The organism is Streptomyces sp. NPDC048192, from assembly GCF_043202415.1.
In the GTDB taxonomy this organism is placed as follows: Bacteria; Actinomycetota; Actinomycetes; order Streptomycetales; family Streptomycetaceae; genus Streptomyces.
Window position 1 is genome coordinate 511,691 of the sequence record NZ_JBIDAL010000004.1, and the last position, 24,085, is coordinate 535,775.

At 71.9% G+C, this 24,085-nt stretch carries 18 protein-coding genes, 6 tRNA genes and 1 riboswitch; of the genes, 12 read left to right on the forward strand and 12 right to left on the reverse strand.

Annotation, left to right across the window (positions count from 1 at the left end):
• Nucleotides 1-123 precede the first annotated feature (123 nt).
• Together ACGFZN_RS10620 and bldC are read left to right on the forward strand one after the other, a co-directional pair.
• Nucleotides 124-966: a hypothetical protein gene (locus ACGFZN_RS10620; RefSeq protein WP_393858072.1), complete on the forward strand. Its 843-nt coding sequence runs from the start codon at nt 124-126 to the stop codon at nt 964-966.
• A gap of 539 nt (nt 967-1,505) precedes the next feature.
• Nucleotides 1,506-1,712: a developmental transcriptional regulator BldC gene (gene bldC, locus ACGFZN_RS10625; protein WP_003949541.1), complete on the forward strand. Its 207-nt coding sequence runs from the start codon at nt 1,506-1,508 to the stop codon at nt 1,710-1,712.
• 463 nt (nt 1,713-2,175) lie between these two features.
• On the opposite strand, the gene ACGFZN_RS10630 is transcribed toward bldC, so the two are convergent.
• From ACGFZN_RS10630 to hrpA, 3 genes are all read right to left on the reverse strand, one after another.
• Nucleotides 2,176-2,367 carry a DUF6274 family protein gene (locus tag ACGFZN_RS10630; protein ID WP_393858073.1) on the reverse strand — a complete coding sequence of 64 codons (192 nt, stop codon included), beginning with the start codon at nt 2,365-2,367 and terminating at the stop codon, nt 2,176-2,178.
• A 702-nt stretch (nt 2,368-3,069) separates the two neighbouring features.
• Nucleotides 3,070-3,144 (reverse strand) — tRNA-Asp (locus ACGFZN_RS10635).
• A 96-nt stretch (nt 3,145-3,240) separates the two neighbouring features.
• Nucleotides 3,241-7,185, reverse strand: coding sequence for an ATP-dependent RNA helicase HrpA (gene hrpA, locus ACGFZN_RS10640; RefSeq protein WP_393858074.1), 3,945 nt, complete (start codon nt 7,183-7,185; stop codon nt 3,241-3,243).
• A 90-nt stretch (nt 7,186-7,275) separates the two neighbouring features.
• On the opposite strand from hrpA, the gene ACGFZN_RS10645 reads away from it, so the two are divergent.
• Nucleotides 7,276-8,295, forward strand: coding sequence for an ABC transporter permease (locus ACGFZN_RS10645; protein WP_393858075.1), 1,020 nt, complete (start codon nt 7,276-7,278; stop codon nt 8,293-8,295).
• Here the strand turns inward: ACGFZN_RS10645 and ACGFZN_RS10650 are convergent.
• The 5 genes from ACGFZN_RS10650 to ACGFZN_RS10670 form a co-directional block, all read right to left on the reverse strand.
• Nucleotides 8,292-8,651 carry a hypothetical protein gene (locus ACGFZN_RS10650; protein ID WP_393858076.1) on the reverse strand — a complete coding sequence of 120 codons (360 nt, stop codon included), beginning with the start codon at nt 8,649-8,651 and terminating at the stop codon, nt 8,292-8,294. The two genes, ACGFZN_RS10645 and ACGFZN_RS10650, sit on opposite strands and share 4 nt — an antisense overlap.
• A gap of 268 nt (nt 8,652-8,919) precedes the next feature.
• A tRNA-Phe gene (locus ACGFZN_RS10655) sits at nt 8,920-8,993 on the reverse strand.
• Between the two features lie 24 nt (nt 8,994-9,017).
• Nucleotides 9,018-9,092: transfer RNA gene (locus ACGFZN_RS10660), tRNA-Asp, on the reverse strand.
• A gap of 36 nt (nt 9,093-9,128) precedes the next feature.
• A tRNA-Glu gene (locus tag ACGFZN_RS10665) sits at nt 9,129-9,201 on the reverse strand.
• A gap of 81 nt (nt 9,202-9,282) precedes the next feature.
• Nucleotides 9,283-10,890: a metallophosphoesterase gene (locus ACGFZN_RS10670; protein WP_393858077.1), complete on the reverse strand. Its 1,608-nt coding sequence runs from the start codon at nt 10,888-10,890 to the stop codon at nt 9,283-9,285.
• Nucleotides 10,891-10,972: 82 nt separating this feature from the next.
• Between ACGFZN_RS10670 and ACGFZN_RS10675 the strand changes: the two genes are divergently transcribed.
• The 6 genes from ACGFZN_RS10675 to ACGFZN_RS10700 all read left to right on the forward strand — a co-directional run bounded on the left by ACGFZN_RS10675 (nt 10,973) and on the right by ACGFZN_RS10700 (nt 17,422).
• A complete protein-coding gene (locus ACGFZN_RS10675) occupies nt 10,973-11,323 on the forward strand; it encodes a metallopeptidase family protein (RefSeq protein ID WP_393858078.1) in 351 nt (116 codons plus the stop codon).
• Nucleotides 11,324-11,409: 86 nt separating this feature from the next.
• Nucleotides 11,410-11,931 (forward strand): hypothetical protein, encoded by a 522-nt coding sequence (locus ACGFZN_RS10680; RefSeq protein WP_393858079.1) that lies wholly within the window; start codon nt 11,410-11,412, stop codon nt 11,929-11,931.
• Nucleotides 11,932-12,170: 239 nt separating this feature from the next.
• Nucleotides 12,171-14,426 carry a DEAD/DEAH box helicase gene (locus ACGFZN_RS10685; protein WP_393858080.1) on the forward strand — a complete coding sequence of 752 codons (2,256 nt, stop codon included), beginning with the start codon at nt 12,171-12,173 and terminating at the stop codon, nt 14,424-14,426.
• A gap of 115 nt (nt 14,427-14,541) precedes the next feature.
• A complete protein-coding gene (locus tag ACGFZN_RS10690; protein ID WP_393858081.1) occupies nt 14,542-16,050 on the forward strand; it encodes an amino acid permease in 1,509 nt (502 codons plus the stop codon).
• 99 nt (nt 16,051-16,149) lie between these two features.
• Nucleotides 16,150-16,222, forward strand: a tRNA-Lys gene (locus ACGFZN_RS10695).
• A 204-nt stretch (nt 16,223-16,426) separates the two neighbouring features.
• Entirely contained in the window at nt 16,427-17,422 is a 996-nt protein-coding gene (locus tag ACGFZN_RS10700; RefSeq protein WP_393858082.1) for a DMT family transporter, read from the forward strand.
• A 103-nt stretch (nt 17,423-17,525) separates the two neighbouring features.
• Here the strand turns inward: ACGFZN_RS10700 and ACGFZN_RS10705 are convergent, their stop codons facing one another.
• A complete protein-coding gene (locus ACGFZN_RS10705) occupies nt 17,526-18,221 on the reverse strand; it encodes a TetR/AcrR family transcriptional regulator (RefSeq protein WP_393858083.1) in 696 nt (231 codons plus the stop codon).
• A gap of 140 nt (nt 18,222-18,361) precedes the next feature.
• On the opposite strand from ACGFZN_RS10705, the gene ACGFZN_RS10710 reads away from it, so the two are divergent.
• Complete coding sequence (locus ACGFZN_RS10710) at nt 18,362-18,994, forward strand: NADPH-dependent FMN reductase (RefSeq protein WP_393858084.1); 633 nt, start codon at nt 18,362-18,364, stop codon at nt 18,992-18,994.
• 34 nt (nt 18,995-19,028) lie between these two features.
• Nucleotides 19,029-20,483 (forward strand): DHA2 family efflux MFS transporter permease subunit, encoded by a 1,455-nt coding sequence (locus ACGFZN_RS10715; protein WP_393858085.1) that lies wholly within the window; start codon nt 19,029-19,031, stop codon nt 20,481-20,483.
• A gap of 558 nt (nt 20,484-21,041) precedes the next feature.
• On the opposite strand, the gene ribA is transcribed toward ACGFZN_RS10715, so the two are convergent.
• Together ribA and ACGFZN_RS10725 are read right to left on the reverse strand one after the other, a co-directional pair.
• Nucleotides 21,042-21,674: a GTP cyclohydrolase II gene (ribA, locus tag ACGFZN_RS10720; RefSeq protein ID WP_393858086.1), complete on the reverse strand. Its 633-nt coding sequence runs from the start codon at nt 21,672-21,674 to the stop codon at nt 21,042-21,044.
• An 83-nt stretch (nt 21,675-21,757) separates the two neighbouring features.
• Nucleotides 21,758-22,306, reverse strand: coding sequence for a MarR family winged helix-turn-helix transcriptional regulator (locus ACGFZN_RS10725; protein WP_393858087.1), 549 nt, complete (start codon nt 22,304-22,306; stop codon nt 21,758-21,760).
• Nucleotides 22,307-22,369: 63 nt separating this feature from the next.
• On the opposite strand from ACGFZN_RS10725, the gene ACGFZN_RS10730 reads away from it, so the two are divergent.
• Nucleotides 22,370-23,503: a dihydrofolate reductase family protein gene (locus ACGFZN_RS10730; RefSeq protein WP_393858088.1), complete on the forward strand. Its 1,134-nt coding sequence runs from the start codon at nt 22,370-22,372 to the stop codon at nt 23,501-23,503.
• Nucleotides 23,504-23,551: 48 nt separating this feature from the next.
• Here the strand turns inward: ACGFZN_RS10730 and ACGFZN_RS10735 are convergent.
• Nucleotides 23,552-23,625, reverse strand: a tRNA-Met gene (locus tag ACGFZN_RS10735).
• A 289-nt stretch (nt 23,626-23,914) separates the two neighbouring features.
• Nucleotides 23,915-24,083: riboswitch (cyclic di-AMP (ydaO/yuaA leader) on the forward strand.
• The last annotated feature ends 2 nt before the right edge of the window (nt 24,084-24,085 follow it).

Genomic DNA, 24,085 nt, shown 5'->3' on the forward strand with positions numbered 1-24,085 from the left:
AGAGCCTTTGCGCGACCACCATCCGTGCAGTGTTCAGGATCACTCTCCCGTGCCGCTCGCGCACGCATGACCGTGGGACGATTTGCAGTGTTTCGAGGCGGGCCCGATGGGGAGGGAGCAGGCGTGCCGAAGGTGTCCTCCGTGGTCGTCCCCTATGCCGCGTACCTGCGCGTGTACGAGCCGCTGGGCGCCTTCCCCGAGCCGGAGCGCGACCACTGGGCGCGCTACGCCCGCCGCCCCGACCGCCCCTCCTACCAGGACGAACTGCGCCGCTCCCTCGCCGACTTGCTGCCCACACCGCCGGTCGCGGTGCCCGTGCGCGAGAGCGGCGACGCCTTCGTGGCGGAGGTCGACGGCGTGGTCTGCGTGTGCCCCTGGCGGACCCGGCTGCGCGGCTGGCAGGCGCTCGGCGAGCTGGCCGAGGAGCTGCCGGCTCCGGTCCTGGACGCCGTGCTGCCCCCGGTCGTACGGCGCCAGGCCGCCCAGGACTACGAGCGCTGGCTGGCCCGCAACCCCGACGCCCGCCCGTGGATCCGCACGGCGACCTGGCAGGTGCCGCTGAACTGGTTCGTGCTGGTCTCCGACGGGGAGCGGCAGTACGAGAAGGGCACCGCCGACGTGCCGCCGCTGCTGCGCTACCGCACGCCGATGGTGCAGGCCAGGCGCCGGGTGGCGCGGGCGCTGCGCACGCTGCGGGACACCGTGGAGGAAGGGCCGCTGATCGACGGTCTCGTGGACGTCGGGCGCTGGCTGGAGGAGTTCCATCCGCGCTCACTGGTGGAGCTGGACTACGGCGGCCTGGTGCATGTGCTCCCGGCCGGTGAGCTGGAGGGCGACCACTCGGCCGCGGACGTGGCCGAGGGCATCGACGCGCTGCGCCGGGGCGACGGGACGGCGGCCGGGGAGGCCTACGCGCGGCTCGTGGAGCGGTGGCGCGCGGTGCGGGACCGGCGCTCGGCGAACTGAGGTTCCGGAATCGCCGCGAGAGTGACGTACGTCACGGCTCGAACGGCGTCGAACAGCGTACGGTCTAGGCCACTTGACCCGCTCACGGGACGATGGTCCCGATCTGGACTTTTGTCTCAAGGGTGATGGACAGCACTTACAAGAGCCTTGCCCTAAGTGCCGCCCCTCATGCCAAAATAGGACAAGGAGTCCGGGGAGGGCTCCGTTCGCCCAACTGTGCTCCAATGTGGGCGGATTCTCAGCATTGCACGCTTTGGGGGGTCTCGTGACTCCTGATCGTCCTGTGACTGATCGTCACAGTGGCGTGACTGTCCGCTATGGCATGGTCCATCGGCTTCCGTCGCTGATGAACACCTGGGAGGGCAATTCCATCGGTTTGGCCGACGCGGCTGGACAGATGGTGTAGTTGTAGTGCCGAGGACAAGCCGTTCGTCCTATAACCGACTCGACTCGCGTCCGCCATTTCGGGCAACGCGGGTCAAGGTGCAGAATTTAGAGGAAAGAACCGAGAAGGTTCGGTTCTCCCGAGGAGGCCGCTCATGACCGCTCGCACCCCTGATGCCGAGCCGCTGCTGACCCCGGCTGAGGTCGCCACGATGTTCCGCGTCGACCCCAAGACGGTCACGCGGTGGGCGAAGGCCGGCAAGCTCACGTCCATCCGCACGCTCGGCGGGCACCGCCGCTACCGCGAGGCCGAGGTCCGCGCCCTGCTCGCGGGCATCCCGCAGCAGCGCAGCGAGGCCTGAACAACCGCATAACCGGGCAACACGGCTGGTCCCCCAACTCGCCGAGGCGCCCGGAACCCTAGCTCCAAGCGACGCGGGACCTGCCCCAACAGGGCCCTCGCCCAAGCCGAAGAGAACGTTGTAGGCAGCGACACAGGGTGCGTCGTCGATCGCGCTGGACTCCGCCGGGTCCAGCGCGATCTTTTTTGTGCGCCTGTCCGGGTGCGGGTGGCCTGCTTGTGCGCGGCCTTGTCGGAGTCTGGGCAGGGGTGTCGGAACGGCTGTGCGGCAGCCGTGAGAGCGGTGCAATTGCACATATTAAATTGACCCGTTGTAGGAGCCGGGTAAGTACCGCCGTTTCAGAAACTCATGCGGTGACTCCCGTCACATGGCTCGGCTGTTGTTGCCGACGGCATGAGTGCGCTAGAGGAGCGGTGCCGTGTCAGCGTCCCACGCTCGCAAGGGTGTTGGGGCCGAGACGGGATCACGCGCTGCGGGGACGCTCGTCCTCGGCTTCCTCGTCGCTCGCCTCGGGGACCCGCGAGCCGGCGTCCATCGCCAGCCGCAGGAGGTGATGGCAGATGGGACAGTGGCGGGTGAGATGCCGGTAGGACGACGCGGCCGACAGATGCGCCCTGAGCAGCGCCCGCGTCTCGTGCCTGACCGATGCCGCCATACCCCACCTCCGCGGACCGCACAGGGGAACGGGCCCTGTCTTCTGGGTACCGACGGAATGTGACGCCGTCAAGGTGCCGAGCGCCTGCGACGGAGGCGAAGGGCGGCTTCGCAGGCCGGGTTCCGCAGGGCTCCACGCCAGGGGAGCGCCGTGCCGGGACGCCGAGGGCTGGTGGCGCGCTACAGGCACCCTTGACGGCCGCGCACCCTGCTCTCTGCGGTCCCGCTGCGTCCGCTCGCGCGGCTTCCGGGTCGGCGGGGTGGTGGGGGCATGAGGCTGAGGCCGGCATCCGTGGTGGGTGCGGGCCTCGGTGGTCTCTGTGGTCTTGACGGGATTTGCTGTGTTCGGTGGCGGCTTCGCCGCGGGCGCGGCCTCCGGGTCGGCGGCATGGTGGGGGCATGCGATTGAGGCCGGCATCCGTGGTGGGTGCGGGCCTCGGTGGTCTCTGTGGTCTTGACGGGATTTGCTGTGTTCGGTGGCGGCTTCGCCGCGGGCGCGGCCTCCGGGTCGGCGGCATGGTGGGGGCATGCGATTGAGGCCGGCATCCGTGGTGGATAGGGGCCTCAGCCATCTCTGCGGTCCTGACGGGATTTGCTGTGTTCGACTGCGGCTTCGCCGCGGGCGCGGCCTCCGGGTCGGCAGCGGGGTGGGTAAACGAGTGAGGCCCGCATCCGTGATGGATGCGGGCCTCAGCCATTTCTGCGGTCCTGACGGGATTTGAACCCGCGGCCTCCACCTTGACAGGGTGGCGAGCACTCCAAACTGCTCCACAGGACCAGGTTTCGCGGCGCTTTGATTGTGCACTGCGCTGCGAGAAGAGACTCTACAGGAGGTGGGGCCGCCTGGTCGAACTCACTCCCTGTGCGTGTGCGGTCACGGCGCCGCCGCGTCGATCGCCTTCACGATCCGCTTGTCGGAGACGGGGTACGCGGTGCCGAGGGCGTGGGCGAAGTAACTGACCCTCAGCTCCTCGATCATCCAGCGGATGTCCAGGACCTGCTGCGGCACCGGACGGCCCTGGGGGAGCTGTTCCAGGAGCCAGGCGTACTCGTCCTGCATCTCGTGGACCTTCTCCATGCGCGTGGTGTCCCGCTGGACGTTCGTCGGCATCTGCTGCAGACGTCGGTCCGCGGCCACCAGGTAGCGCATGAGGTCGGGAAGCCTCCGTATGCCCGCCCACGTGACGAACCCCGGCTTCACCAGGGCGTCCAGCTGCTTGCGGACGTCCGTCAGGTTCGCCAGCAGCGCCGGGCTCTTCACGGCCTTCAGGCGGCGCTCACAGGCCTGCCATGCGGCCAGCACCTGCTGCACCTGGGCGACCGTACGGACCGTCGCGTCGACGATCTCCGCGCGCACCCTGTCGTACAGCTTGCGGTACGACTCCTCGTCCCACGCCGGCTCCCCGAAGTCCGCGATCAGCTTGTCGGCCGCCGCCGTCGCGCAGTCGTCGAAGAGGGCCTGGATCGAGCCGTGCGGGTTCGCGGAGAGCGCCAGCTTCTGGGCGTTCGTCAGCTTCTCGGACGCGAACTTCGCCGGGTTCACCGGGATGTTGCGCAGGATCAGCCGCCGGGTGCCCTTCCACATGGCCTCGGCCTGCTCGGCCTCCGTGTCGAAGAGCCGGACCGAGACCGTGTCGCCGTCGTCGACCAGGGCGGGGTAGGCCTTGACCGGCTGGCCGGCGCGGCGGGTCTCGAAGACGCGGGTGAGCGGGCCGATCGTCCAGTCGGTCAGGCCCGCGCGCTCCAGGGACTCGCCGCCCCGGCGTTCGGCGGTCGCCGCCGCTGCCTGGGAGAGGGCCTTGCGCGCCTTCGGCTTCAGGCGCAGCTTCAGCGCCTCCAGGTCCTTGTCCTCGGCCAGCTTCCGGCGCCGCTCGTCGACGATCCGGAAGGTGATCTTCAGGTGGTCGGGGACCTTCGACCAGTCGAAGTCGTCGGCCTCGAACGGCACGCCGACCATCCGCTTCAGCTCGCGGGCCATCGTCACCGTCAGCGGCTCCTGGAGGGGCACCGCCTTCTCCAGGAACGCCTTTGCGTAGTTCGGCGCGGGGACGTAGTTGCGGCGGATCGGCTTGGGGAGGGTGCGGATCAGCTCCGTGACGACCTCCTCGCGCAGGCCCGGGATCTGCCAGTCGAAGCCCTCGTCCGTGACCTGGTTGAGCACCTGGAGCGGGATGTGGACGGTCACGCCGTCGGCGTCCGCGCCCGGCTCGAACTGGTAGGTGACCTTGAACTTCAGGTTGCCCTGCCGCCAGGTGTCCGGATAGTCGGCCTTGGTGACCGCCTCCGCCGACTCCCGGATGAGCATCTCCCGCTCGAAGTCCAGGAAGTCCGGCTGCTCGTGCCGCTTGTGCTTCCACCAGGAGTCGAAGTGCGCGCCGGACACGACGTGTTCGGGCACCCGCTGGTCGTAGAAGTCGAACAGCGTCTCGTCGTCCACCACGATGTCCCGGCGCCGGGCACGGTGCTCCAGCTCCTCGACCTCGCTGAGCAGCCTGCGGTTGTCGGCGAAGAACTTGTGGTGCGTACGCCAGTCGCCCTCGACCAGCGCGTTGCGGATGAACAGCTCCCGGCTGACCTCGGGGTCGATCCGGCCGTAGTTCACCTTGCGCTGGGCGACGATCGGGACGCCGTACAGCGTGACCTTCTCGTACGCCATCACGGCCGCCTGGTCCTTCTCCCAGTGCGGCTCGCTGTACGTCCGCTTCAGCAGGTGTCCGGCGAGCGGCTCGACCCACTCCGGCTCGATCCTGGCGTTGACCCGCGCCCAGAGCCGGCTCGTCTCCACCAGCTCGGCCGACATCACGAACTTCGGCTGCTTCTTGAACAGCGCGGAACCCGGGAAGATCGCGAACTTGGCGTTGCGGGCGCCCAGGTACTCGTTCTTGTTGCCGTCGCGTACGTCCTTCATCCCGATGTGGGACAGGAGGCCGGCGAGGAGGGAGGTGTGGATGCGGTCGGCCGGGGCGTCGTCCTCGTTGAGGTGGATGCCCATCTGCTTGGCGACCGTGCGCAGCTGGGTGTAGATGTCCTGCCATTCGCGAATGCGCAGGAAGTTCAGGTACTCCTGCTTGCACATCCGGCGGAACGAGCTGGATCCCCGCTCCTTCTGCTGCTCGCGGATGTACCGCCACAGATTGAGGTAGGCGAGGAAGTCGCTGGTCTCGTCCTTGAAGCGGGCGTGCTGCTGGTCGGCCTGGGTCTGCTTGTCGGCCGGGCGCTCGCGCGGGTCCTGGATGGACAGGGCCGCCGCGATGACCATGACCTCGCGGACGCAGCCGTTCTTGTCGGCCTCCAGGACCATCCGGGCCAGACGCGGGTCGACGGGCAGCTGGGCCAGCTTGCGGCCGGTCTCGGTGAGGCGCTTGCGCGGGTCCTTCTGCGCCGGGTCCAGCGCGCCCAGTTCCTGGAGGAGCTGCACGCCGTCGCGGATGTTGCGGTGGTCCGGTGGGTCGATGAAGGGGAACTTCTCGATGTCGCCGAGGCCGGCCGCGGTCATCTGCAGGATGACGGAGGCCAGGTTCGTGCGCAGGATCTCGGCGTCCGTGAACTCCGGGCGGGCGAGGAAGTCCTCCTCGGAGTACAGCCGGATGCAGATGCCGTCGCTCGTACGGCCGCAGCGGCCCTTGCGCTGGTTGGCGCTGGCCTGCGAGACCGGCTCGATGGGCAGCCGCTGGACCTTGGTGCGGTGGCTGTAGCGGCTGATCCGGGCGAAGCCGGGGTCGATGACGTACTTGATGCCGGGCACCGTGAGGGACGTCTCGGCGACGTTCGTGGCCAGCACGATCCTGCGCCCGGTGTGCGGCTGGAACACCCGGTGCTGCTCGGCGTGCGAGAGCCGGGCGTACAGGGGCAGCACCTCGGTGAACCGGTACTTCTTCTTCTCCAGGGCGTCCGCGGTGTCGCGGATCTCCCGCTCGCCGGAGAGGAAGACGAGGATGTCGCCGGGGCCCTCGGCCTGGAGCTCCTCGACGGCGTCGCAGATCGCGGTGATCTGGTCGCGGTCGGCGTCCTCGGAGTCCTCCTCCAGCAGCGGCCGGTAGCGCACCTCCACCGGGTAGGTCCGGCCGCTGACCTCGATGATCGGGGCGTCGCCGAAGTGCCGGGAGAACCGCTCGGGGTCGATGGTCGCCGAGGTGATGACGACCTTCAGGTCCGGCCGCTTCGGCAGCAGCTGGGCCAGGTAGCCGAGCAGGAAGTCGATGTTGAGGGACCGCTCGTGGGCCTCGTCGATGATGATCGTGTCGTAGGCGCGCAGCTCGCGGTCGGTCTGGATCTCGGCGAGCAGGATGCCGTCCGTCATCAGCTTGATGAAGGTGGCGTCCGGGTTCACCTGGTCGGTGAACCGCACCTTCCAGCCGACGGCCTCGCCGAGGGGCGTCTTCAGCTCATCCGCCACGCGCTCGGCGACGGTGCGGGCGGCGATGCGCCGGGGCTGGGTGTGCCCGATCATGCCGCGCACGCCGCGGCCCAGCTCCAGGCAGATCTTCGGGATCTGCGTGGTCTTGCCGGAGCCGGTCTCACCGGCGACGATGACGACCTGGTGATCGCGGATGGCGGCCGCGATCGCTTCCTTCTTCTGGCTGACCGGCAGCTGCTCCGGGTACCCGACGGCGGGCACGCGGGAGCGCCGCTCGGCCATGCGGGCCTCGGCCTTGCCGACCTCCGCCTCGATCTCGGCGAGGACGGCGGCGCGGGCCTCCGGCTTACGGATCTTGCGCGCGCCCTCGAGCCGCCGGCCGAGCCGGTGCGCGTCGCGCAGCGACAGCTCGGTCAGACGGGGGGCGAGGGTGCCGAGAGCGGGGGCTGGGTGCGTAGACATACGCGGTCCAGGATCTCACCCCGGCCGAAAAACACGCGAACCATTTGACTCGGAGCGCCAGTCGCCTGCCGAGCTGCCAAAGTAGCCGTTATGTCCGATTCGCGCTGGACGGCCTTCACACGGTCCCCCTTCCTCCCCGCGACGGTCCTGCTCCTGCTCATCGCCGCCGCGGCGGGCCTCTTCGCGGGCTCGTACACCTACGCCATGGCCAACCCGACCCCGCACAGCATCCCCGCGGCGGTGACCGGCGCCTACGACGCGCCGGCGGCCCGGCGCTTCATCGGGGGCATGGAGCAGGCCCTGGACGCCTCCCTGAAGCTGCACCCGTACGACAGCAGGCGGGACGCCGTCCGCGCGGTGGACCAGCAGAAGGTGTTCGCGGTCGTCGAGGCCCCCGCCGGCGGCCGGTCGATCGTCCTGGACGTCTCCGGCGCGTCCGGCGCGACGGTCGCGCAGGTGCTCGCGGAGGCCGGGGCGAAGGTGGGCAAGGCCACCCGCACCACCGTGCTGGTCCACGACCTCAAGCCACTGCAGCGGGGCGACCCGAGAGGTCTCGCGATCTTCTACATCTCGCTCGCCGCCGGGATCGTCGGCTTCGTCGGCGCCATCCAGCTCAGCGTGCACGCCCGGGCGCTGAACCCGCTGGAGCGCATCGCCTACATCGTCGCCTACGCCCTGCTCGGCGGGTTCACGATCGCCGCGGTGGTCGACTGGTGGCTGGGGGCGCTGAAGCTGCCGTTCGTGGAGTCGTGGGCGATCCTCGCCCTGACGATGCTCACGGCGGGCATGGTGTTCACGATGTTCAACACCCTGGTCGGGCGCTGGGCGATGCTGCCGACCTGGGCGCTGATGGTGCTGCTCGGCAACCCGTCGTCCGGCGGCGCGGTCTCCTGGCCGCTGCTGCCGTCCGTGCTCGGCACCATCGGCCGCTGGCTGCCGCCCGGCGCCTCGGTGAACGCCCAGCACACCGCCGTGTACTTCCGCGGCTACCAGCACGCCTTTCCCTTCCTGGTGCTGGCGGGCTGGACGGTCGTCTCCTGCGCGGTGTTCCTGACCTGGCGGCACCGTCACCCCGGCGGCCGCCCGGAGGACCCGCCCGCGCCGTCCTAGGAGCCGGCGCGCTGAGCGGGCGCCGCGGAGGGGGCCGGGCCGGTGTGCTGAGCGGGCGCCGCGGACGGGGCCGGGCCGGTGGGGCGAGAGGCCGCCGCGTCCCTGAGGCCGATCGACTTCGCCGTGTTGGCGACGGCCTTGATGCCCAGATAGGCGGTCGTCATGCTGCTCACGGCGGTGAACGCGGCGGTCAGGATGCCGACGATCACCGACTTGTCCCCGTCGAGCCGCCACACACCGAAGACCGCGACACCGGCGATCGCGAGATTGCTGACGATGACGGCGAGCAGCCCGTACCGCGCCCGCGTCTTCTCCACGTCGGTGTCCGACACCGCTCTGGCCTGGTCCTGGCTCATCTCCCGCTACCCCCGTTCAGCAGCTGCGCGACCCGTGCGTCCACCTGAGCACGGTCATACCCGCGCCGGACGATGTCGAAAGAAGGTGGCGCCTGCGGTGCCGTGCCCGCGGACAGGCACGCCAGATAGGCGTCCACCTGGGCCCGGTCGTAACCACGCCGAGCGATGTCGAAACCCCGGAAGTCGTCTGTCACGGATCCCCCCACAGGCCAGCGTGACCCCTGCTGTACGACGAAGGCCCCGTTCGCTGAACGGGACCTTCTGGCTGTGGCTGGGGCCGGGGTCGAACCGGCGACCTTCCGCTTTTCAGGCGGACGCTCGTACCAACTGAGCTACCCAGCCATGGTGTTTCACGTGAAACACCAGCGGTCCTGACGGGATTTGAACCCGCGGCCTCCACCTTGACAGGGTGGCGAGCACTCCAAACTGCTCCACAGGACCAAGCGTGCATGCAACAGTGTCGCACACGGTATTGCGTGCCCCCAACGGGATTCGAACCCGTGCTACCGCCTTGAAAGGGCGGCGTCCTAGGCCGCTAGACGATGAGGGCTATCGGCCCGCCTGGGCGCTTCATCAGCGCGTCGGGGACGTGAGAAGCATATGGGATGGCGGGGAGTATCGCCAAAACGGTTTACGGCGAGGGGGTCGGCGACGTGGGGGAGGAGGGGGACGGGGTGCCCGGGGACGATCCGGCCTTCGGGCGGCTCTCGTCCGCCAGATGGCGGCTGACCTCGGCCGTCGTCTCTCCGAGCCCGCCCAGTTTGATCGCGTCCCAGGCCTGCAGACGGTGGCTGTCGCGGTCGAAGTAGAGGATCGAGGCCTCGACGGGAGCCGGGTACTGGTGCTCCACCGCCCGCAGCCCGCTGCCGCCCGTGGAGCCCTCCATGCGCAGCCGGGTGCCGTACCGCAGCATCTCGTCCCCTTCGTGGTGCAGATGGCCGCACAGCACCAGCGGCACCTCGCCGTCCGTCTCACGGGCCGCGGACGGCTCGTGGGCGATCGCGACGTCGACCGGGGTGCCGGCCGCCCGCTGGTCGCGCAGGGCGCTGGCCAGCCGGTCGCCCGCCAGCTGCTCGGCCGCGTTCCCGCCGGGCGCCACCGAGCGGTCCGGGGTGAACTGGGGGTCGCCGATTCCCGCGAACCGCAGGCCGGCGACGGTTTCCGCCCGGCCGTCGTCCAGGACGTGCACGTTCTTCATCCGCTCCAGATAGCGCTGGGTGGTCCGGGAGTCGTGATTGCCCCGCACCCATACGTACGGCGCGCCCAGGTTCCGGATCGGGTCCAGGAAGCCGTTCTCCGCCGCCGTGCCGTGGTCCATCGTGTCGCCGGAGTCGACGATCACGTTCACCTTGTACTGCTCCACCAGCGAGGCGATGATCTTCCAGCTCGCCGGGTTGAGGTGGATGTCGGACACGTGCAGGACCCGGATGGTGGAGGGGTCCGGCTGGTAGGCCGGGAGCGTGGAGGTGACGTCGTAGAGCTTCGTCACGTTCGTCACCAGGCGGGCCAGCTCCTTCTGGTAGACGTCGAACTCGGTGACGATGCTGCGCGCGTTGCCGACCACCGCCGGCGCCGAGCTGAGCAGCCCGGAGAACCTCGGCTCCAGTACCGACTTCGGGTTCCAGGTGGCGTACGCGCTCGCCCCCGACGCGGCCAGCAGGGTCAGCGCCAGGCCGCCGGCGGCCAGGGCCGGGCGGGGCCTGCGGTAGACGGCGAGGCCCAGGGCGGTGGCTCCGACGACCACCGCGGCACAGGAGCGCACCGCCAGGTCCAGCGTGCCGTGCTCGACGTCCTGGGCGATCTCGTCCTGGAGGCCGGAGATCCGCTCAGGGTGGTCGACCAGGGCCTGGGAGCGCAGCGGGTCGAGCTGGTCCACGTTCACGTCCAGGCGGACGGGCGCCACATGGGTGTCCAGGCTGAGCGCGCCCAGCGGGGAGACGTTGATCTTCGTGCCGCCGGTCAGGGACGGGCGCAGCGCCATCGTCGTGTTCATGGGACCGACCGGGGCCCGTACGTTCCCGACGATCAGCAGCCCAAGCCAGGCGCCGACCAGGACGACGACCGTCAGCCCGAGGGCGCGCAGCCACGGGTGGGGACGCGCGGCGAGCTCCAGGGCGGGGAGCGGGCGGGCGCGGTGGGGGCGGTGGGCGCGGCGGAGGGCGGGGAGCAGGCGGATCGCCGTGAGGTGGCGCAGCCGGGTCGTCATCCTGCGGAACACTGCGACGGGGACGCGGACCATTGGTGCCGTATGCCCGGGTGCGGGGGCGGATATGCGGTGCCGCACCGGTCTCGTACGGCCCCTCGTACCGGACAATGACCATGTGCTGGAGATGACGCGCGAGGAGTTCGAGGAACTGGTCGCCGAGGCGCTCGACCGGATCCCGCCGGAGCTGACACGGCTCATGGACAACGTGGCGGTGTTCGTGGAGGACGAACCGCCCGCCGACGATCCCGAGCTGCTCGGACTGTACGAGGGCACGCCCCTGACCGACCGGGGCGAGTGGTACGCGGGGGTGCTGCCGGACCGGATCACCATCTATCGCGGGCCGACGCTGCGGATGTGCGACAGCAGGGAGGACGTCGTCGCGGAGACCGAGGTGACGGTCGTGCACGAGATCGCCCACCACTTCGGCATCGACGACGCCCGGCTGCACACCCTCGGCTACGGATGAGCCCGATACGGCGCGGCGCGTGTCCTCTTGCGGGCGGCGGGAGTTGGGGAGGTTGACTTCTCCTCTCGCCTCCGGAGGTGGCCGCCGTGCGCCCCTTGTCCGTACCCGTCCGGCTCACCGTCACGGCGCTGACCCTCGCCGCGGCCGCCGGCTGTGTGAACGTGGGTGACGACGCGGGCCGGGCCAGGCCCGCGCACTCGGCCGGCCGGCACGGCGGCGAGGCGCCCGACGGCGGCCCGGTGGAAGGCGCCGGCGGCTTCGGCGGGCACCCGGGCAAGGCGGGCGACGACAAGCACGGGCACGGCGGCAAGGCGAAGCGGGACGAGGACTCGGCCTCGCCCTCGGCCACCCCGTCCGGCGAGAAGAGCGACCCCGCGGCACCGGCGAAGCCGGGCACGACCGTCCGGCCCGGCGACCCCGCGCCGACCAAGGCGCCGCCGCCCCCGCCGGTCACCTCCGCCCCGCCCGCGCCGCCGGCCTCGACCCCGCCACCGGTGACGTCCGCGCCGCCGTCGGCCGAGCCGTCCTCGTCGGCGCACGAGGGGCCGGGTTCGCAGCTCGTCCAGCGCGAACCGGCGCCGGAACCCGCGGCGGGGGCGGCGGTGTGAGCGCGGGGAACGGTGTCGGGGACCGGAGCTGACCTGCGGGGACGACAGCGGTTTGCGTTCAGGGGTGGGGAGTGCGTATGGTGGTAGATCGTTTGATCCCATTTGCCCGGCGCCAACGCAGAGCGCGCCGTGTGGCGCGTACTCTCCTTTGCCGTGGCGGACCGCATTGAGGCGGTCGTGAGCGAATCACGGAGTTGACGGGCGCGTGCCGAAGAGACTCCGGAAGGTTTCGCATTCGCATGTCCGTGTCCAGTACTGATCAGTTCGTCGTGTCCGAGAACGAGTTCGCCGAGTTCGAGGGCGACCTCGCCGACGCGACGACCGAGATCACCGAGGCCCCCGAGGCCGCTGACACCCCCCAGAACCAGACCCCCCAGATCACCTTCGCCGACCTCGGCCTGCCCGAGGGCGTCGTGCGCAAGCTCGCGCAGAACGGGGTGACCACCCCCTTCCCGATCCAGGCCGCGACCATCCCGGACGCCCTGGCCGGCAAGGACATCCTCGGCCGCGGCCGCACCGGCTCCGGCAAGACCCTCTCCTTCGGTCTGCCGACCCTGGCCCTGCTGGCCGGCGGCCGCACCGAGAAGAAGCGGCCCCGCGCCGTCATCCTCACCCCGACCCGCGAGCTGGCCATGCAGGTCGCCGACGCCCTCCAGCCGTACGGCGACGTCGTCGGCCTGAAGATGAAGGTCGTCTGCGGCGGCACCTCCATGGGCAACCAGATCTACGCCCTGGAGCGCGGCGTCGACATCCTCGTCGCCACCCCGGGCCGGCTGCGCGACATCATCAACCGCGGCGCCTGCTCGCTCGAGGACGTGCAGATCGCCGTGCTCGACGAGGCCGACCAGATGTCCGACCTGGGCTTCCTGCCCGAGGTCACCGAGCTGCTCGACCAGGTCCCGGCCGACGGCCAGCGCATGCTCTTCTCCGCCACCATGGAGAACGAGATCAAGACCCTGGTCGACCGCTACCTGAACGAGCCGGTCTCGCACGAGGTGGACGCGGCCCAGGGCGCGGTGACGACCATGTCGCACCACATCCTCATCGTGAAGCCCAAGGACAAGGCGCCGGTCACCGCCGCGATCGCCTCCCGCAAGGGCCGCACGATCATCTTCGTCCGCACCCAGCTGGGCGCCGACCGCGTCGCCGAGCAGCTGCGCGAGGCCGGCGTGAAGGCCGACGCGCTGCACGGCGGCATGACCCAGGGCGCCCGCACCCGCACCCTGGCCGACTTCAAGGACGGGTACGTCAACGTCCTGGTCGCCACCGACGTCGCCGCCCGCGGCATCCACGTCGACGGCATCGACCTGGTCCTGAACGTGGACCCGGCCGGCGACCACAAGGACTACCTGCACCGCGCCGGCCGTACCGCCCGTGCGGGCCGCACCGGCACCGTCGTCTCGCTGTCCCTGCCGCACCAGCGGCGCCAGATCTTCCGCCTGATGGAGGACGCCGGCGTCGACGCGGCCCGCCACATCATCCAGGGCGGCGCCGCCTTCGACCCGGAGGTCGCCGAGATCACCGGCGCCCGCTCCATGACCGAGGTCCAGGCCGAGTCCGCCGCCAACGCCGCCCAGCAGGCCGAGCGCGAGGTCGCCCAGCTCGCCAAGCAGCTGGAGCGCGCCCAGCGCCGTGCCGCCGAACTGCGCGAGGAGGCCGACCGGCTGGTCGCCCGGGTCGCCCGCGAGCGCGGCGAGGACCCGGAGGCCGCGGTGGCCGAGGCGCAGGCGACGGCCGCCGAGGAGCTGGCGGTCGCCGAGCAGGCGGCCGAGCGGGAGACCGCGCGCGAGGAGCGTCCGGCGGCTTCGGCGCCGTACGAGCGCCGGGAGCGGCGCGGCTTCGACCGTGACCGCGGCGAGCGCGGTGAGCGGGGGTTCGAGCGTCGTGAGGACCGGGGTGACCGTCGCGACGAGCGCGGTGGCCGCGGCTTCGAGCGCCGTGACGACCGTCGCCCGTTCGACCGTGACCGCCGGGACGACCGTGGTGGCCGTTCCTTCGACCGTGACCGTGGCGAGCGCGGCGGCTTCGAGCGCCGTGACGACCGTGGCGGCCGTGGCTTCGAGCGCCGGGACGACCGGGGCGACCGCCGGGACGACCGCCGTCCGTTCGACCGCGACCGCCGTGACGACCGCGGTGGCCGTGGCTTCGAGCGCCGTGAGGACCGGGGCGACCGCGGCTTCGAGCGCCGGGAAGAGCGCCGTCCGTTCGACCGTGACCGGCGGGACGACCGTGGTGGCCGTTCCTTCGACCGTGACCGTGGCGAGCGCGGCGGCTTCCGCCGGGACGAGCGCGGTGGTCACCGGGGCAGCGACCGGCCGTTCAACCGCGACCGCCGCGACGACCGCCCGGGCTTCCTCCCGCACTCCCGCCGTCCGTCGAACGGGGGCAGCCCCACCGGCGGCCACGAGCGCCCCTACGGCCGCCGTGACGACCACCGGGGCGGCGGCTCCTTCGGCCGCCGCGAGGACAAGCCGCGCTGGAAGCGCAACGGCTGACGCCGAGTGACCTCCGAGTGACCCGGCAAGGGCCCGTACGACTCCGGTCGTACGGGCCCTTTTTCGCCACCGGGGTGACGCATGTCACGCCACCGGCGGGGGAATTGCTGGGGGCATGACAGATGATGACGCGCGAGTGAGTGGCCTGTCGGACGAGGAACGGCTGGCCCAGCTCGGCTACACCCAGGTCCTCGCCCGCCGGATGTCGGCGTTCTCGAACTACGCCGTCTCCTTCACGATCATCTCGGTGCTGTCCGGCTGTCTCACCCTCTACCTCTTCGGCATGACCACCGGCGGCCCGGCCGTGATCACCTGGGGCTGGGTGGCGGTCGGCCTGATGACCCTGTTCGTCGGGCTGTCGATGGCCGAGATCTGCTCGGCGTACCCCACCTCGGCGGGCCTGTACTTCTGGGCCCACCGCCTGGCGCCCCCGCGCTCGGCGGCGGCCTGGGCCTGGTTCACCGGCTGGTTCAACGTGCTGGGCCAGGTCGCGGTGACCGCCGGCATCGACTTCGGCGCGGCCTCCTTCCTCGGCGCGTACCTGAACCTGCAGTTCGGCTTCGAGGTGACCCCGGGTCGCACGGTGCTCCTCTTCGCGGCGATCCTGGTCCTGCACGGCCTGCTGAACACCTTCGGCGTCCGGATCGTCGCGTTCCTCAACGACGTGAGCGTGTGGTGGCACGTGCTCGGCGTGGCGGTGATCGTCGGCGCGCTGGCCCTCGTCCCCGACCGCCACCAGTCGGCGGCGTTCGTGTTCACCAGGTTCGTCAACGAGACGGGCTGGCACAGCGGCGCCTACGTCGTCCTCCTCGGCCTGCTGATGGCCCAGTACACCTTCACCGGCTACGACGCCTCCGCCCACATGACCGAGGAGACCCACGACGCGTCCACGGCGGGCCCGAAGGGCATCGTCCGCTCCATCTGGACGTCGTGGATCGCCGGGTTCGTGCTGCTGCTGGGCTTCACGTTCGCCATCCAGTCGTACGACAAGGAACTGGCCTCGCCGACCGGCGCACCCCCGGCCCAGATCCTCCTGGACGCGCTGGGAGCGACCTCGGGCAAGCTGCTGCTCCTGGTCGTGATCGGCGCCCAGCTGTTCTGCGGCATGGCGTCGGTGACCGCCAACAGCCGCATGATCTACGCCTTTTCCCGCGACGGCGCGCTGCCCTTCTCCCGCGTCTGGCACACGGTCAGCCCGCGCACCCGCACCCCGGTGGCGGCGGTCTGGCTGGCCGCGCTCGCCGCCCTGGCCCTCGGTCTTCCGTACCTGATCAACTCGACGGCGTACGCCGCCGTGACGTCGATCGCCGTCATCGGCCTCTACATCGCGTACGTCGTCCCGACCTTCCTGCGGGTCCGCAAGGGCGCCGCCTTCGAGCGCGGGCCGTGGCACCTGGGCCGCTGGTCGGGCCTGATCGGGGTCGTCTCGGTGACGTGGGTGGCCGTCATCACGATCCTCTTCATGCTCCCCCAGGTCTCCCCGGTCACCTGGGAGACCTTCAACTACGCCCCCGTCGCCGTCCTGGTCGTCCTCGGCTTCGCCGCGACCTGGTGGCTGGCCTCGGCCCGCCACTGGTTCCTCACCGCCGACCGGGCCCCCGCCCCGAACCTGGTCGAAAAGTGACCATCCGGAGCCTTGGTCCCCTCCCGACGCGGCCGCGTCACCGATACCCGATCGGAGACGCGGCCTCGTCCGGCTATGCTCGGACAGGCAACATCGCCCGGGCCCTTAGCTCAATTGGCAGAGCAGTGGACTTTTAATCCATTGGTTGTGGGTTCGAGTCCCACAGGGCCTACGGCCGCGGGGGAGGGGTCACCCCCTCCGACCTGCCACGCAGCGCTCGGGTCGGCTTCGGCCGGCTCGGGCGCTGACTCGTGTCCGGGCCCGAGTGCGGGCGATGCGCTCAACGGCGGCACCGAGCGGATCCGCCGCTCCCGAGGGCCGGCGCCCCGACGCGGTCACCTCGCACCGTCGTCCCCGGTTCCGCAGAGGAGTGCCCATGACCGTCACCGCGGCCCGCAGCGGCCGGCTGACCGATCTTCCCGTCCTGCTGGTCGCGGCGGTGTGGGGTTCCAGCTATCTGGCCGCCAAGGGCGTCACCACGGAACGGACCGTGCCGGCCGTGCTGGTGCTGCGGTTCGCCGTGGTGCTGCCGGTGCTGGTGGCCGCGGGCTGGCGGCGGCTGCGCGGCCTGAGCGCCGTGCAGCTGCGCGGCGCCGGGCTGCTGGGGCTGATCCTCGCGGGGATCTTCCTGCTGGAGACGTACGGCGTGGTGCACACCTCGGCGACCAACGCCGGGCTGATCATCAGCCTCACCATGGTGTTCACCCCGCTGGCCGAGAGCCGGGTGCGCGGCACCGGGCTGCCGGGCTCCTTCCTGGCGGCCGCCGGGCTGTCGGTGCTCGGCGTGGCGCTGCTGACCCAGGGCGCCGGTTTCAGCGCCCCGACCGGCGGCGACCTGCTGATGCTGGGGGCCGCCGTCGCCCGTACCGTGCATGTCCTGGCCATGTCCCGCATGGAGTCGGTACGCGGAGCGGACGCGCTGTCGCTGACCACCGTTCAGCTGGGCGGGGCGGTCGTCGTGTTCGCCGTGCTGGTGGCGCTGCCGGGCACCGGTGCCTCGCCCCGGGCGGCCGCGGCCGGCTTCGGCGCCGGGGACTGGCTCGGGCTGCTCTACCTGTCCGCGTTCTGCACCCTGTTCGCGTTCTTCGTGCAGATGTGGGCGGTGCGCCGTACCTCCCCGTCCCGGGTGAGCCTGCTGCTCGGCACGGAGCCGGTGTGGGCGGCGGCGGTCGGCATCGCCGTCGCCGGGGACCGGCCCGGCTGGCCCGGCCTGCTCGGCGCGGTCCTGGTGCTCGCCGGCACGGCGTGGGGGCGGTCGGTGGCGGACCGGGAACGGGGAACCGCGAAGGCCACGGAGACGGCGGCCGCAGGGACGGGAGCCGAGGCCACAGCGCCTCCGGCCCGTGCGGCGGACCCGGTCCCGGGACAGTGACGGCGCCTCAGCGGCGCGGGTGAGCCGGGGCGATGGGGGCCCCTCCCGGCCCAGGCCGGACAGACCAGCCCGCCGGCCGCCGCGTCCGCCGGGCAGATACCGGTCAGAGGGCGGGCCGGCGCCCGTAGGCCCGCAGGAACGCCGCCACCCCGGTCGTGATCAGGCGGTCCGTCTCCGACCGGGGGAGCGGTACGACGCCGTAGTGGGTGAACTGGACGATGGTGTGGGTCGTCAGGGCCATGAAGTGGGCGGCGGTCATGGCCGCGTCGCCGTGCGTGTCGAGCAGTCCGGCGTCCTCGAGGCGGGCCATCGCCTCGGCGACGGCCCGGCCGACCGGCTCGGGGCCCGCCGCGTACCACGCCTTGAGGACCTCGGGCGGCACGTGGTCGGCCTCGGCGTGGATGTGCCGGACGAGGGCGAAGTGGCTCGGATAGTCCGTCATGAGCCCCGCGAACCCGCGGGCCAGGGCCACCAGATCGCGCTCCAGGTCCTCGGCGCGCGGCGGCCGCTCGGGATGCAGCACCGAGCGCAGGCAGGCGAGTTGGGCGTCCCGGACCTCGCTGGACGTCCACGTCACCACGGTCTGGAAGAGCTGTGCCTTGCCGCCGGGGAAGTGGTTGTAGAGGGTGCGCGTGGAGACGCCGGCCTCGGCGGCCAGCGCGTCGACCGAGGCGCGGGCGTAGCCCTCGCGGCCGAAGACCGTGCAGGACGCGCTCGCGATCGCCATCTGCTTCTCCAGCCTGCGCGGTGAGACCTCGCCGCGCGCCCGCGCCGTCCGGGCCTCGTTCGTCTCGCCCACGCCCCGCCTCCCTGCCTGGTCCTTCGATCGGTCACCCTACCGACTTACAACGAGCGTTGCACTTTTTACAACGAGCGTTGTACTTTGCTGGGCGAGGGGCGCACCGGACGGCCGCCCCACCACGACGAAGGGGGACACCTGTGTCTGTCACCAGCGAGAACGCCGTATCGGCCGCTGCCGCCGCCGAAGCCCCGCTGCGCGTCGCCGTCATCGTGGGCAGTGTCAGGGAGGGCCGGCAGGGCCGGGCCGTCGCCGACTGGTTCCTCGCCACCGCCGCCGGCGACACCGGCCTCGACCTCGACGTCATCGACCTCGCCGGGACCGAACTGCCGCTGGTGCTGCCCGAATGGGGCGGCACGCCGAGCCCCGAGGCCGTGGCCGCGCTGCGGGAGGTCTCGCCGCGGCTCGCCGCCGCCGACGCGTTCGTCGTCGTCACGCCCGAGTACAACCACAGCTTCCCGGCGTCCCTGAAGAACTTCATCGACTGGCACCACGCCGAGTGGCGGGCCAAGCCGGTCGGCTTCGTCTCGTACGGCGGGCTCGGCGGCGGTCTGCGCGCGGTCGAGCAACTCCGGCTGGTCTTCGCCGAACTGCACGCGACGACCGTCCGGGACTCCGTCAGCCTGCACGGCCCCTGGTCCGGCCTCGGCGAGGACGGCAGCCCCCGGGACGCGGCCGTGTGCGCCGGTGCCGCCAAGGGCATGCTCGGCCAACTCGGCTGGTGGGGGCGGGCGTTGCGGGCCGCGCGGGCCGAGCGCCCGTACGCGGGCTGACGGCGGGGCGGGGGGAGAGGCGATGGAGATGCGCATGTCCACGCCGGCCGAGGCGCCGGCCCGCCCGGGCCCGGATCCGGCCACGGTCCTGAACCGCACCCTGGCCGTCACCGTCATCGGCACGGTGATGGCGGTGCTCGACATGACGATCGTCAACGTGGCGCTGCGCCGGCTCTCGCAGTCCTTCGGCGCCTCGCTGGCGACCATCCAGTGGACCACCACGGCGTACACGCTCGCGCTGGCCGCCGTCATCCCGACCGCGGCCTGGGCCATGGCCCGGTTCGGCGCCAAGCGCACCTATCTGACCGCGCTCACGCTCTTCACCCTCGGCTCCCTGCTCGCCGCGTGCGCCTGGGACGCGGGCAGCCTCATCGTCTTCCGCGCGGTGCAGGGGCTCGGCGGCGGGCTGCTGCAACCGGTCGGGATGGCGATGGTGATGGGCGCCGCCGACAGGTCCCGGCTCGGCCGCGCGATGGCCGTGGGCGGGCTGCCCGTCCTCGTCGGGCCGGTCGCCGGTCCGGTGCTCGGCGGCTGGCTGGTCGACACCGCCTCCTGGCACTGGATCTTCCTGGTCAACCTGCCCGTGGGCGCCGTGGCCCTGGCGCTCGCCGCGCTCCTGCTGCCGGCGCACCCGCCGGCGCCCGCAACCGCCGTGAGCGCTCCCCGCGGGACCTCGGTGCGGTCCTCCGGGAATCCACCCGCCCGCCTGGACATCCCCGGCCTGCTGATGCTCTCCCCCGGACTCGCCCTGCTCCTGTACGGCCTCGCCCGGGGCGGCGAACGCGGTGACTTCGCCACGCCCGGTGCCCTCGTCCCGGCGCTCACCGGCGCGGCCCTCGCGGCGGGCTTCGTGCGCCGGGCGCTCACCGTCCCCGCCCCGCTGCTGGACCTGCGTCTGCTGCGCGACCGTACCTTCGCCGCCGGCGCAGCCACGCTCGCCCTGTTCACCTGCGGCTACTTCGGCTCGATGCTGCTCGGCCCGCTGTACTGGCAGCAGCAGCGCGGCCTGAGCGCCACGGCGGCCGGCCTGCTGGGCGCGCCGACGGGTCTCGTCGTCGGTACGACCATGCAGGTCGCGGCGCGGTGGATCGACCGCGTGGCGCCCCGCCGGCTCATCCCGGCCGGTGTCGCGGTGGCCGCCCTCGGCATGGCGCTGCTGGCCTGGCAGGCGGGGGTGCCCGGGGTCGCGCCCTGGCGGATGGCCGGGTCGGCCATGGTGATGGGGATCGGCGTCGGCACGGTGCTGATGCCGACGATGACCACCGCGAGCCGTGGCCTGCCCCAGGACCGGCTGCCCGCCGCGAGCACCGCGCTGAGCATCAACTCCCAGCTGGGCGCCTCCGTCGGCACGGCCGTGCTGTCGGTGGTCCTGGCCGCGGCGGGCCCGCACCCGTCCGGCTTCCGCACGGCCTACACGGTCGCCGCCACCCTGCTGGCCCTGTCAGCCCTGCCCGCCCTGGCCCTCCCGGGACGCCGGCGAGCGGGGTGAGGGACGGGGGCAAGGCGTGAGGGGGGCGGGTGGGCCGCGAGATACCACGCAGGTGAGATGCCGCGGGCAGACGGTGAGACGTCGCGGGGAGACGTGAGATGCCGCGGGCCGAGCGTGAGGGGCGGCACGGGGGGACCGTGAGATACCGCGGGCCGAGCGTGAGGGGCGGCACGGGGGGACCGTGAGATACCGCGGGCCGAGCGTGAGGGGGCGCGGGGAGACGGTGAGATGCCGCGGGCCGAGCGTGAGGGGCCGCGGGGGGACCTTGAGATGCCGCGGGCCGACTCCGACTGTGAGCTCCCGCGGGCCGATCGTGAGCGCCCGCGGGCGGGCTGTGAAGGCGAGAGGCGCTGCCGGCAGACCATGCGCGGCCGCGGGCAGGCCGAGCCGGATGCCCGTAACCGGCCTGCCGGTGCTCGCGGCGTCCCGCCGGGCGCGCCGCTCAGGTCACTCGCCGGTGCTCGCGGCGTCCCGCCGGGCGCGCCGCCCGGTCCCGCCCGGGTCGCTCGCCGGTGCTCGCGGCACGTCACCGGGCGTCCCGCGTGAACCCTGCCGGGCTCACCCCACCCCCAGCTCCGTCAGCGGGAGCGTGTGGTGGGTCTGGAGGACCTTCGCGCGGAGGTAGCGGACGTTGTGGGGCGTGGTGAAGACGCCGGTCGGGATGCGGTCCCGGACGGTGACGCCCAGGGTGCGCAGCTGGCCGGCCTTGTCGGGGTTGTTGGACAGCAGGTCCAGTTCGCCGATGCCGAGGGCGGCCAGCATCTGCGCGGCGGCCGTGTAGTCGCGGGCGTCCTCCGGCAGGCCGAGCGCGGCGTTCGCCTCGTAGGTGTCGAGGCCCTGGTCCTGGAGGGCGTACGCGTCGAGCTTGTTGTAGAGGCCGATGCCGCGGCCCTCCTGGCGCAGGTAGAGCAGGACGCCGCCGCGGCCGGCGATGCGCTCCACCGCCTCGCGCAGCTGGGGTCCGCAGTCGCAGCGGGCCGAGCCGAAGACGTCGCCGGTCAGGCACTCGGAGTGCAGCCGCACCAGCGGGACCGTGCCCGGCGCCGGGTCGCCGAGGACGACGGCGACGTGCTCCTGCCCGTCGGCCAGGCCGTGGAAGGTGACGAGCTCGGCGTCGACGCCGTAGCCGTCGTGGAAGCGCAGCGGCACCCGGACGCGGGCGCGCTGCGTGGCGGCGGGAGTGTCGGGCATGCGGATCCCTCCGTAGGCTGCTTGCTTCAGATTTGAAGCAGCGATACGCGGGGACCCTACCGCATGCTTAAAACTTAAAGCAATCAGTTTCCGCCGGCCGGGGAACCGGTCGCGGAACCCGGGCCGGAACAGGACGATCGGCGCCGCCAGGGCACGTCCTCCGCCCGGGGCGCGGCGCCCTCACCCTGGAGGCCGCGCGCGATCCCGGTGCAGATCTCCTCCAGCTGCCCCACCTGCTCCGGCGTGAGCCGGTCGAAGAGGGTGGCGCGCACCGTCTCGACGTGCCCGGGCGCCGTACGTTCCAGTACGGCCATGCCCTCGTCCGTCAGGACGGCGATGCTGCTGCGCTTGTCCCAGCGGCAGTCCTCCCGGCGCACCAGCCCGTCCCGCTCGAGCCGGCTCACCGCGTAGGTCAGCCTGCTGCGCGTGATCTTCAGCGTCTCGGCGAGGTCGGTCATGCGCAGCCGCCGGTCGGGCGCGTCGGAGAGGTTGGCCAGCACGGAGTAGAACAGGTGGGGCATGCCGGCGTCCTGCTGGAGCTGTCGGTCGATCGCGTCCTCCAGGAGGTGCGTCGCGGCCAGGTACGCGCGCCAGGCGCGCTGCTCCTCGGGGCTGAGCCAGCGGGTCGTCATGCCGCCAGTGTAAGTTTGTTTCAAACTTGAACCAAGCACGCCGCCCCCAGGGAGACCGCGCCGATGTCGTACCCGTACGTGCTGCTGTCCGCCGCCGTCTCCCTCGACGGCTACCTGGACGACACCGGTCCCGACCGGCTGCTGCTGTCCAGCCCGGCCGACTTCGACCGGGTCGACGCGGTGCGGGCCTCCGTCGACGCCATCCTCGTCGGCGCCGGCACGATCCGCGCCGACAACCCGAGGCTGCTGGTCAACTCCGCCGAGCGGCGCGCGGCCCGGCTCCGGGCGGGCCGGCCGGAGTATCCGCTGAAGGTGACCGTCACCGCCACCGGCGACCTCGACCCCGGCGCGCGGTTCTGGCACACCGGCGGCGACAAGCTCGTCTACACCACCGACGAGGGGGCCGAGCGGGCCGTCGGCCGGGTCGGCGGCGTGGCCGACGTCGTCCCGCTCGGCCCCGGCCTCGACTGGCGGGCGCTGCTGTCGCATCTGCACGACGTGCGCGGGGTGCGGCGGCTGATGGTCGAGGGCGGTGGCACGGTCCACACCCAGCTGCTGCGCCAGGGCCTCGCCGACGAGCTGCAGCTGGTCCTCGCGCCGCTGTTCGTCGGCGACCCGGCCGCGCCCCGCCTCTTCGGGCCGGGCGGCTACCAGGCCGGCCGGCTGCGGCTCACCGAGACCCGCCGTATCGAGGACGTGGTCCTCATGCGGTACGAGCCGACGGCCCCCGGCAGCGGCCCGCTGCCCACCGCCGCCGACCGGCACTGGCTGCGTACCGCCTGCGAGCTGGCCGCACTGTGCCCGCCCTCGAAGACGGCGTTCAGCGTCGGCGCGGTGGTGGTCGGCGCCGACGGCACGGAGCTGGCCCGCGGCCATTCGCGGGAGGGCGGCGACGCGGTGGTCCACGCCGAGGAGGCCGCGCTGGCGAAGATCGATCCGGCCGACCCGCGCCTGGCCGGCGCCACGGTCTACAGCAGCCTGGAGCCCTGCGCCCGGCGCGCCTCGCGGCCCGAGCCCTGCGCCGAGCTGATCCTTCGCGCGGGAGTACGGCGGGTGGTCACGGCGTGGCGGGAGCCGGACACCTTCGTGCCGGGGGCCGACGGGACCGGGGTCCTGGCCGCCGGGGGCGCGCAGGTGGTCGTCCTGCCGGAGCTGGAGGACCTCGCCAAGACGCCGAACGCCCACCTGCTGGGGTAAACACCCAGGGCCCGGAAACCAGCTGGTTTCCGGGCCCTGGGCCTTCAGTAGCGGGGACAGGATTTGAACCTGCGACCTCTGGGTTATGAGCCCAGCGAGCTACCGAGCTGCTCCACCCCGCGTCGTTGTGACTCCAGCATACACCAGTCCGAAGGCCGCCCGACGCCGCTCCCGGCCGGTCCTCACCAAGAGTGAGCGGGCGAGCGCCGTGCGCATAACATCTGAGACGCCATCATAAACGCCGACGCTGCTGTACGCCGGTCAACTCGCCCGTTTTTGCCGCACTCTTGGCTGGTAAGTCCCCCGCCGGAAACCTTAATGATCAAGCCGAACGGCTTGGAAAGTGACTGTCAGGTCTATTAACGTTCGATAACGCAGCGCGGTCGTCCCAGCCGTCACAAGAGGCGGCTCCGTGCGCACGCGCCGAATCCCGCGAGGGAACCGGGGAACCACCACCTTGGGGTGAATCACGCGGATGCCGTCGTGAACTCGCAGAGTCCACGACCGGTATACGCGCGTAGGAGACCTTCCTGCTCCGAACCCGTCAGCTAACCCGGTAGGCGGAGGAAGGAAAGGAGCACG

Coding starts and splice junctions, on each gene's coding strand:
- bldC (WP_003949541.1), top strand. CDS start 1,506: ATGACCGCTCGCACCCCTGATGCCGAGCCGCTGCTGACCCCGGCTGAG.
- ACGFZN_RS10700 (WP_393858082.1), top strand. CDS start 16,427: ATGACCGTCACCGCGGCCCGCAGCGGCCGGCTGACCGATCTTCCCGTC.
- ACGFZN_RS10650 (WP_393858076.1), bottom strand. CDS start 8,651: ATGAGCCAGGACCAGGCCAGAGCGGTGTCGGACACCGACGTGGAGAAG.
- ACGFZN_RS10725 (WP_393858087.1), bottom strand. CDS start 22,306: ATGACGACCCGCTGGCTCAGCCCCGAGGAGCAGCGCGCCTGGCGCGCG.
- ACGFZN_RS10645 (WP_393858075.1), top strand. CDS start 7,276: ATGTCCGATTCGCGCTGGACGGCCTTCACACGGTCCCCCTTCCTCCCC.
- hrpA (WP_393858074.1), bottom strand. CDS start 7,185: ATGTCTACGCACCCAGCCCCCGCTCTCGGCACCCTCGCCCCCCGTCTG.
- ACGFZN_RS10730 (WP_393858088.1), top strand. CDS start 22,370: ATGTCGTACCCGTACGTGCTGCTGTCCGCCGCCGTCTCCCTCGACGGC.
- ribA (WP_393858086.1), bottom strand. CDS start 21,674: ATGCCCGACACTCCCGCCGCCACGCAGCGCGCCCGCGTCCGGGTGCCG.
- ACGFZN_RS10690 (WP_393858081.1), top strand. CDS start 14,542: ATGACAGATGATGACGCGCGAGTGAGTGGCCTGTCGGACGAGGAACGG.
- ACGFZN_RS10685 (WP_393858080.1), top strand. CDS start 12,171: ATGTCCGTGTCCAGTACTGATCAGTTCGTCGTGTCCGAGAACGAGTTC.
- ACGFZN_RS10630 (WP_393858073.1), bottom strand. CDS start 2,367: ATGGCGGCATCGGTCAGGCACGAGACGCGGGCGCTGCTCAGGGCGCAT.
- ACGFZN_RS10715 (WP_393858085.1), top strand. CDS start 19,029: ATGTCCACGCCGGCCGAGGCGCCGGCCCGCCCGGGCCCGGATCCGGCC.
- ACGFZN_RS10670 (WP_393858077.1), bottom strand. CDS start 10,890: ATGGTCCGCGTCCCCGTCGCAGTGTTCCGCAGGATGACGACCCGGCTG.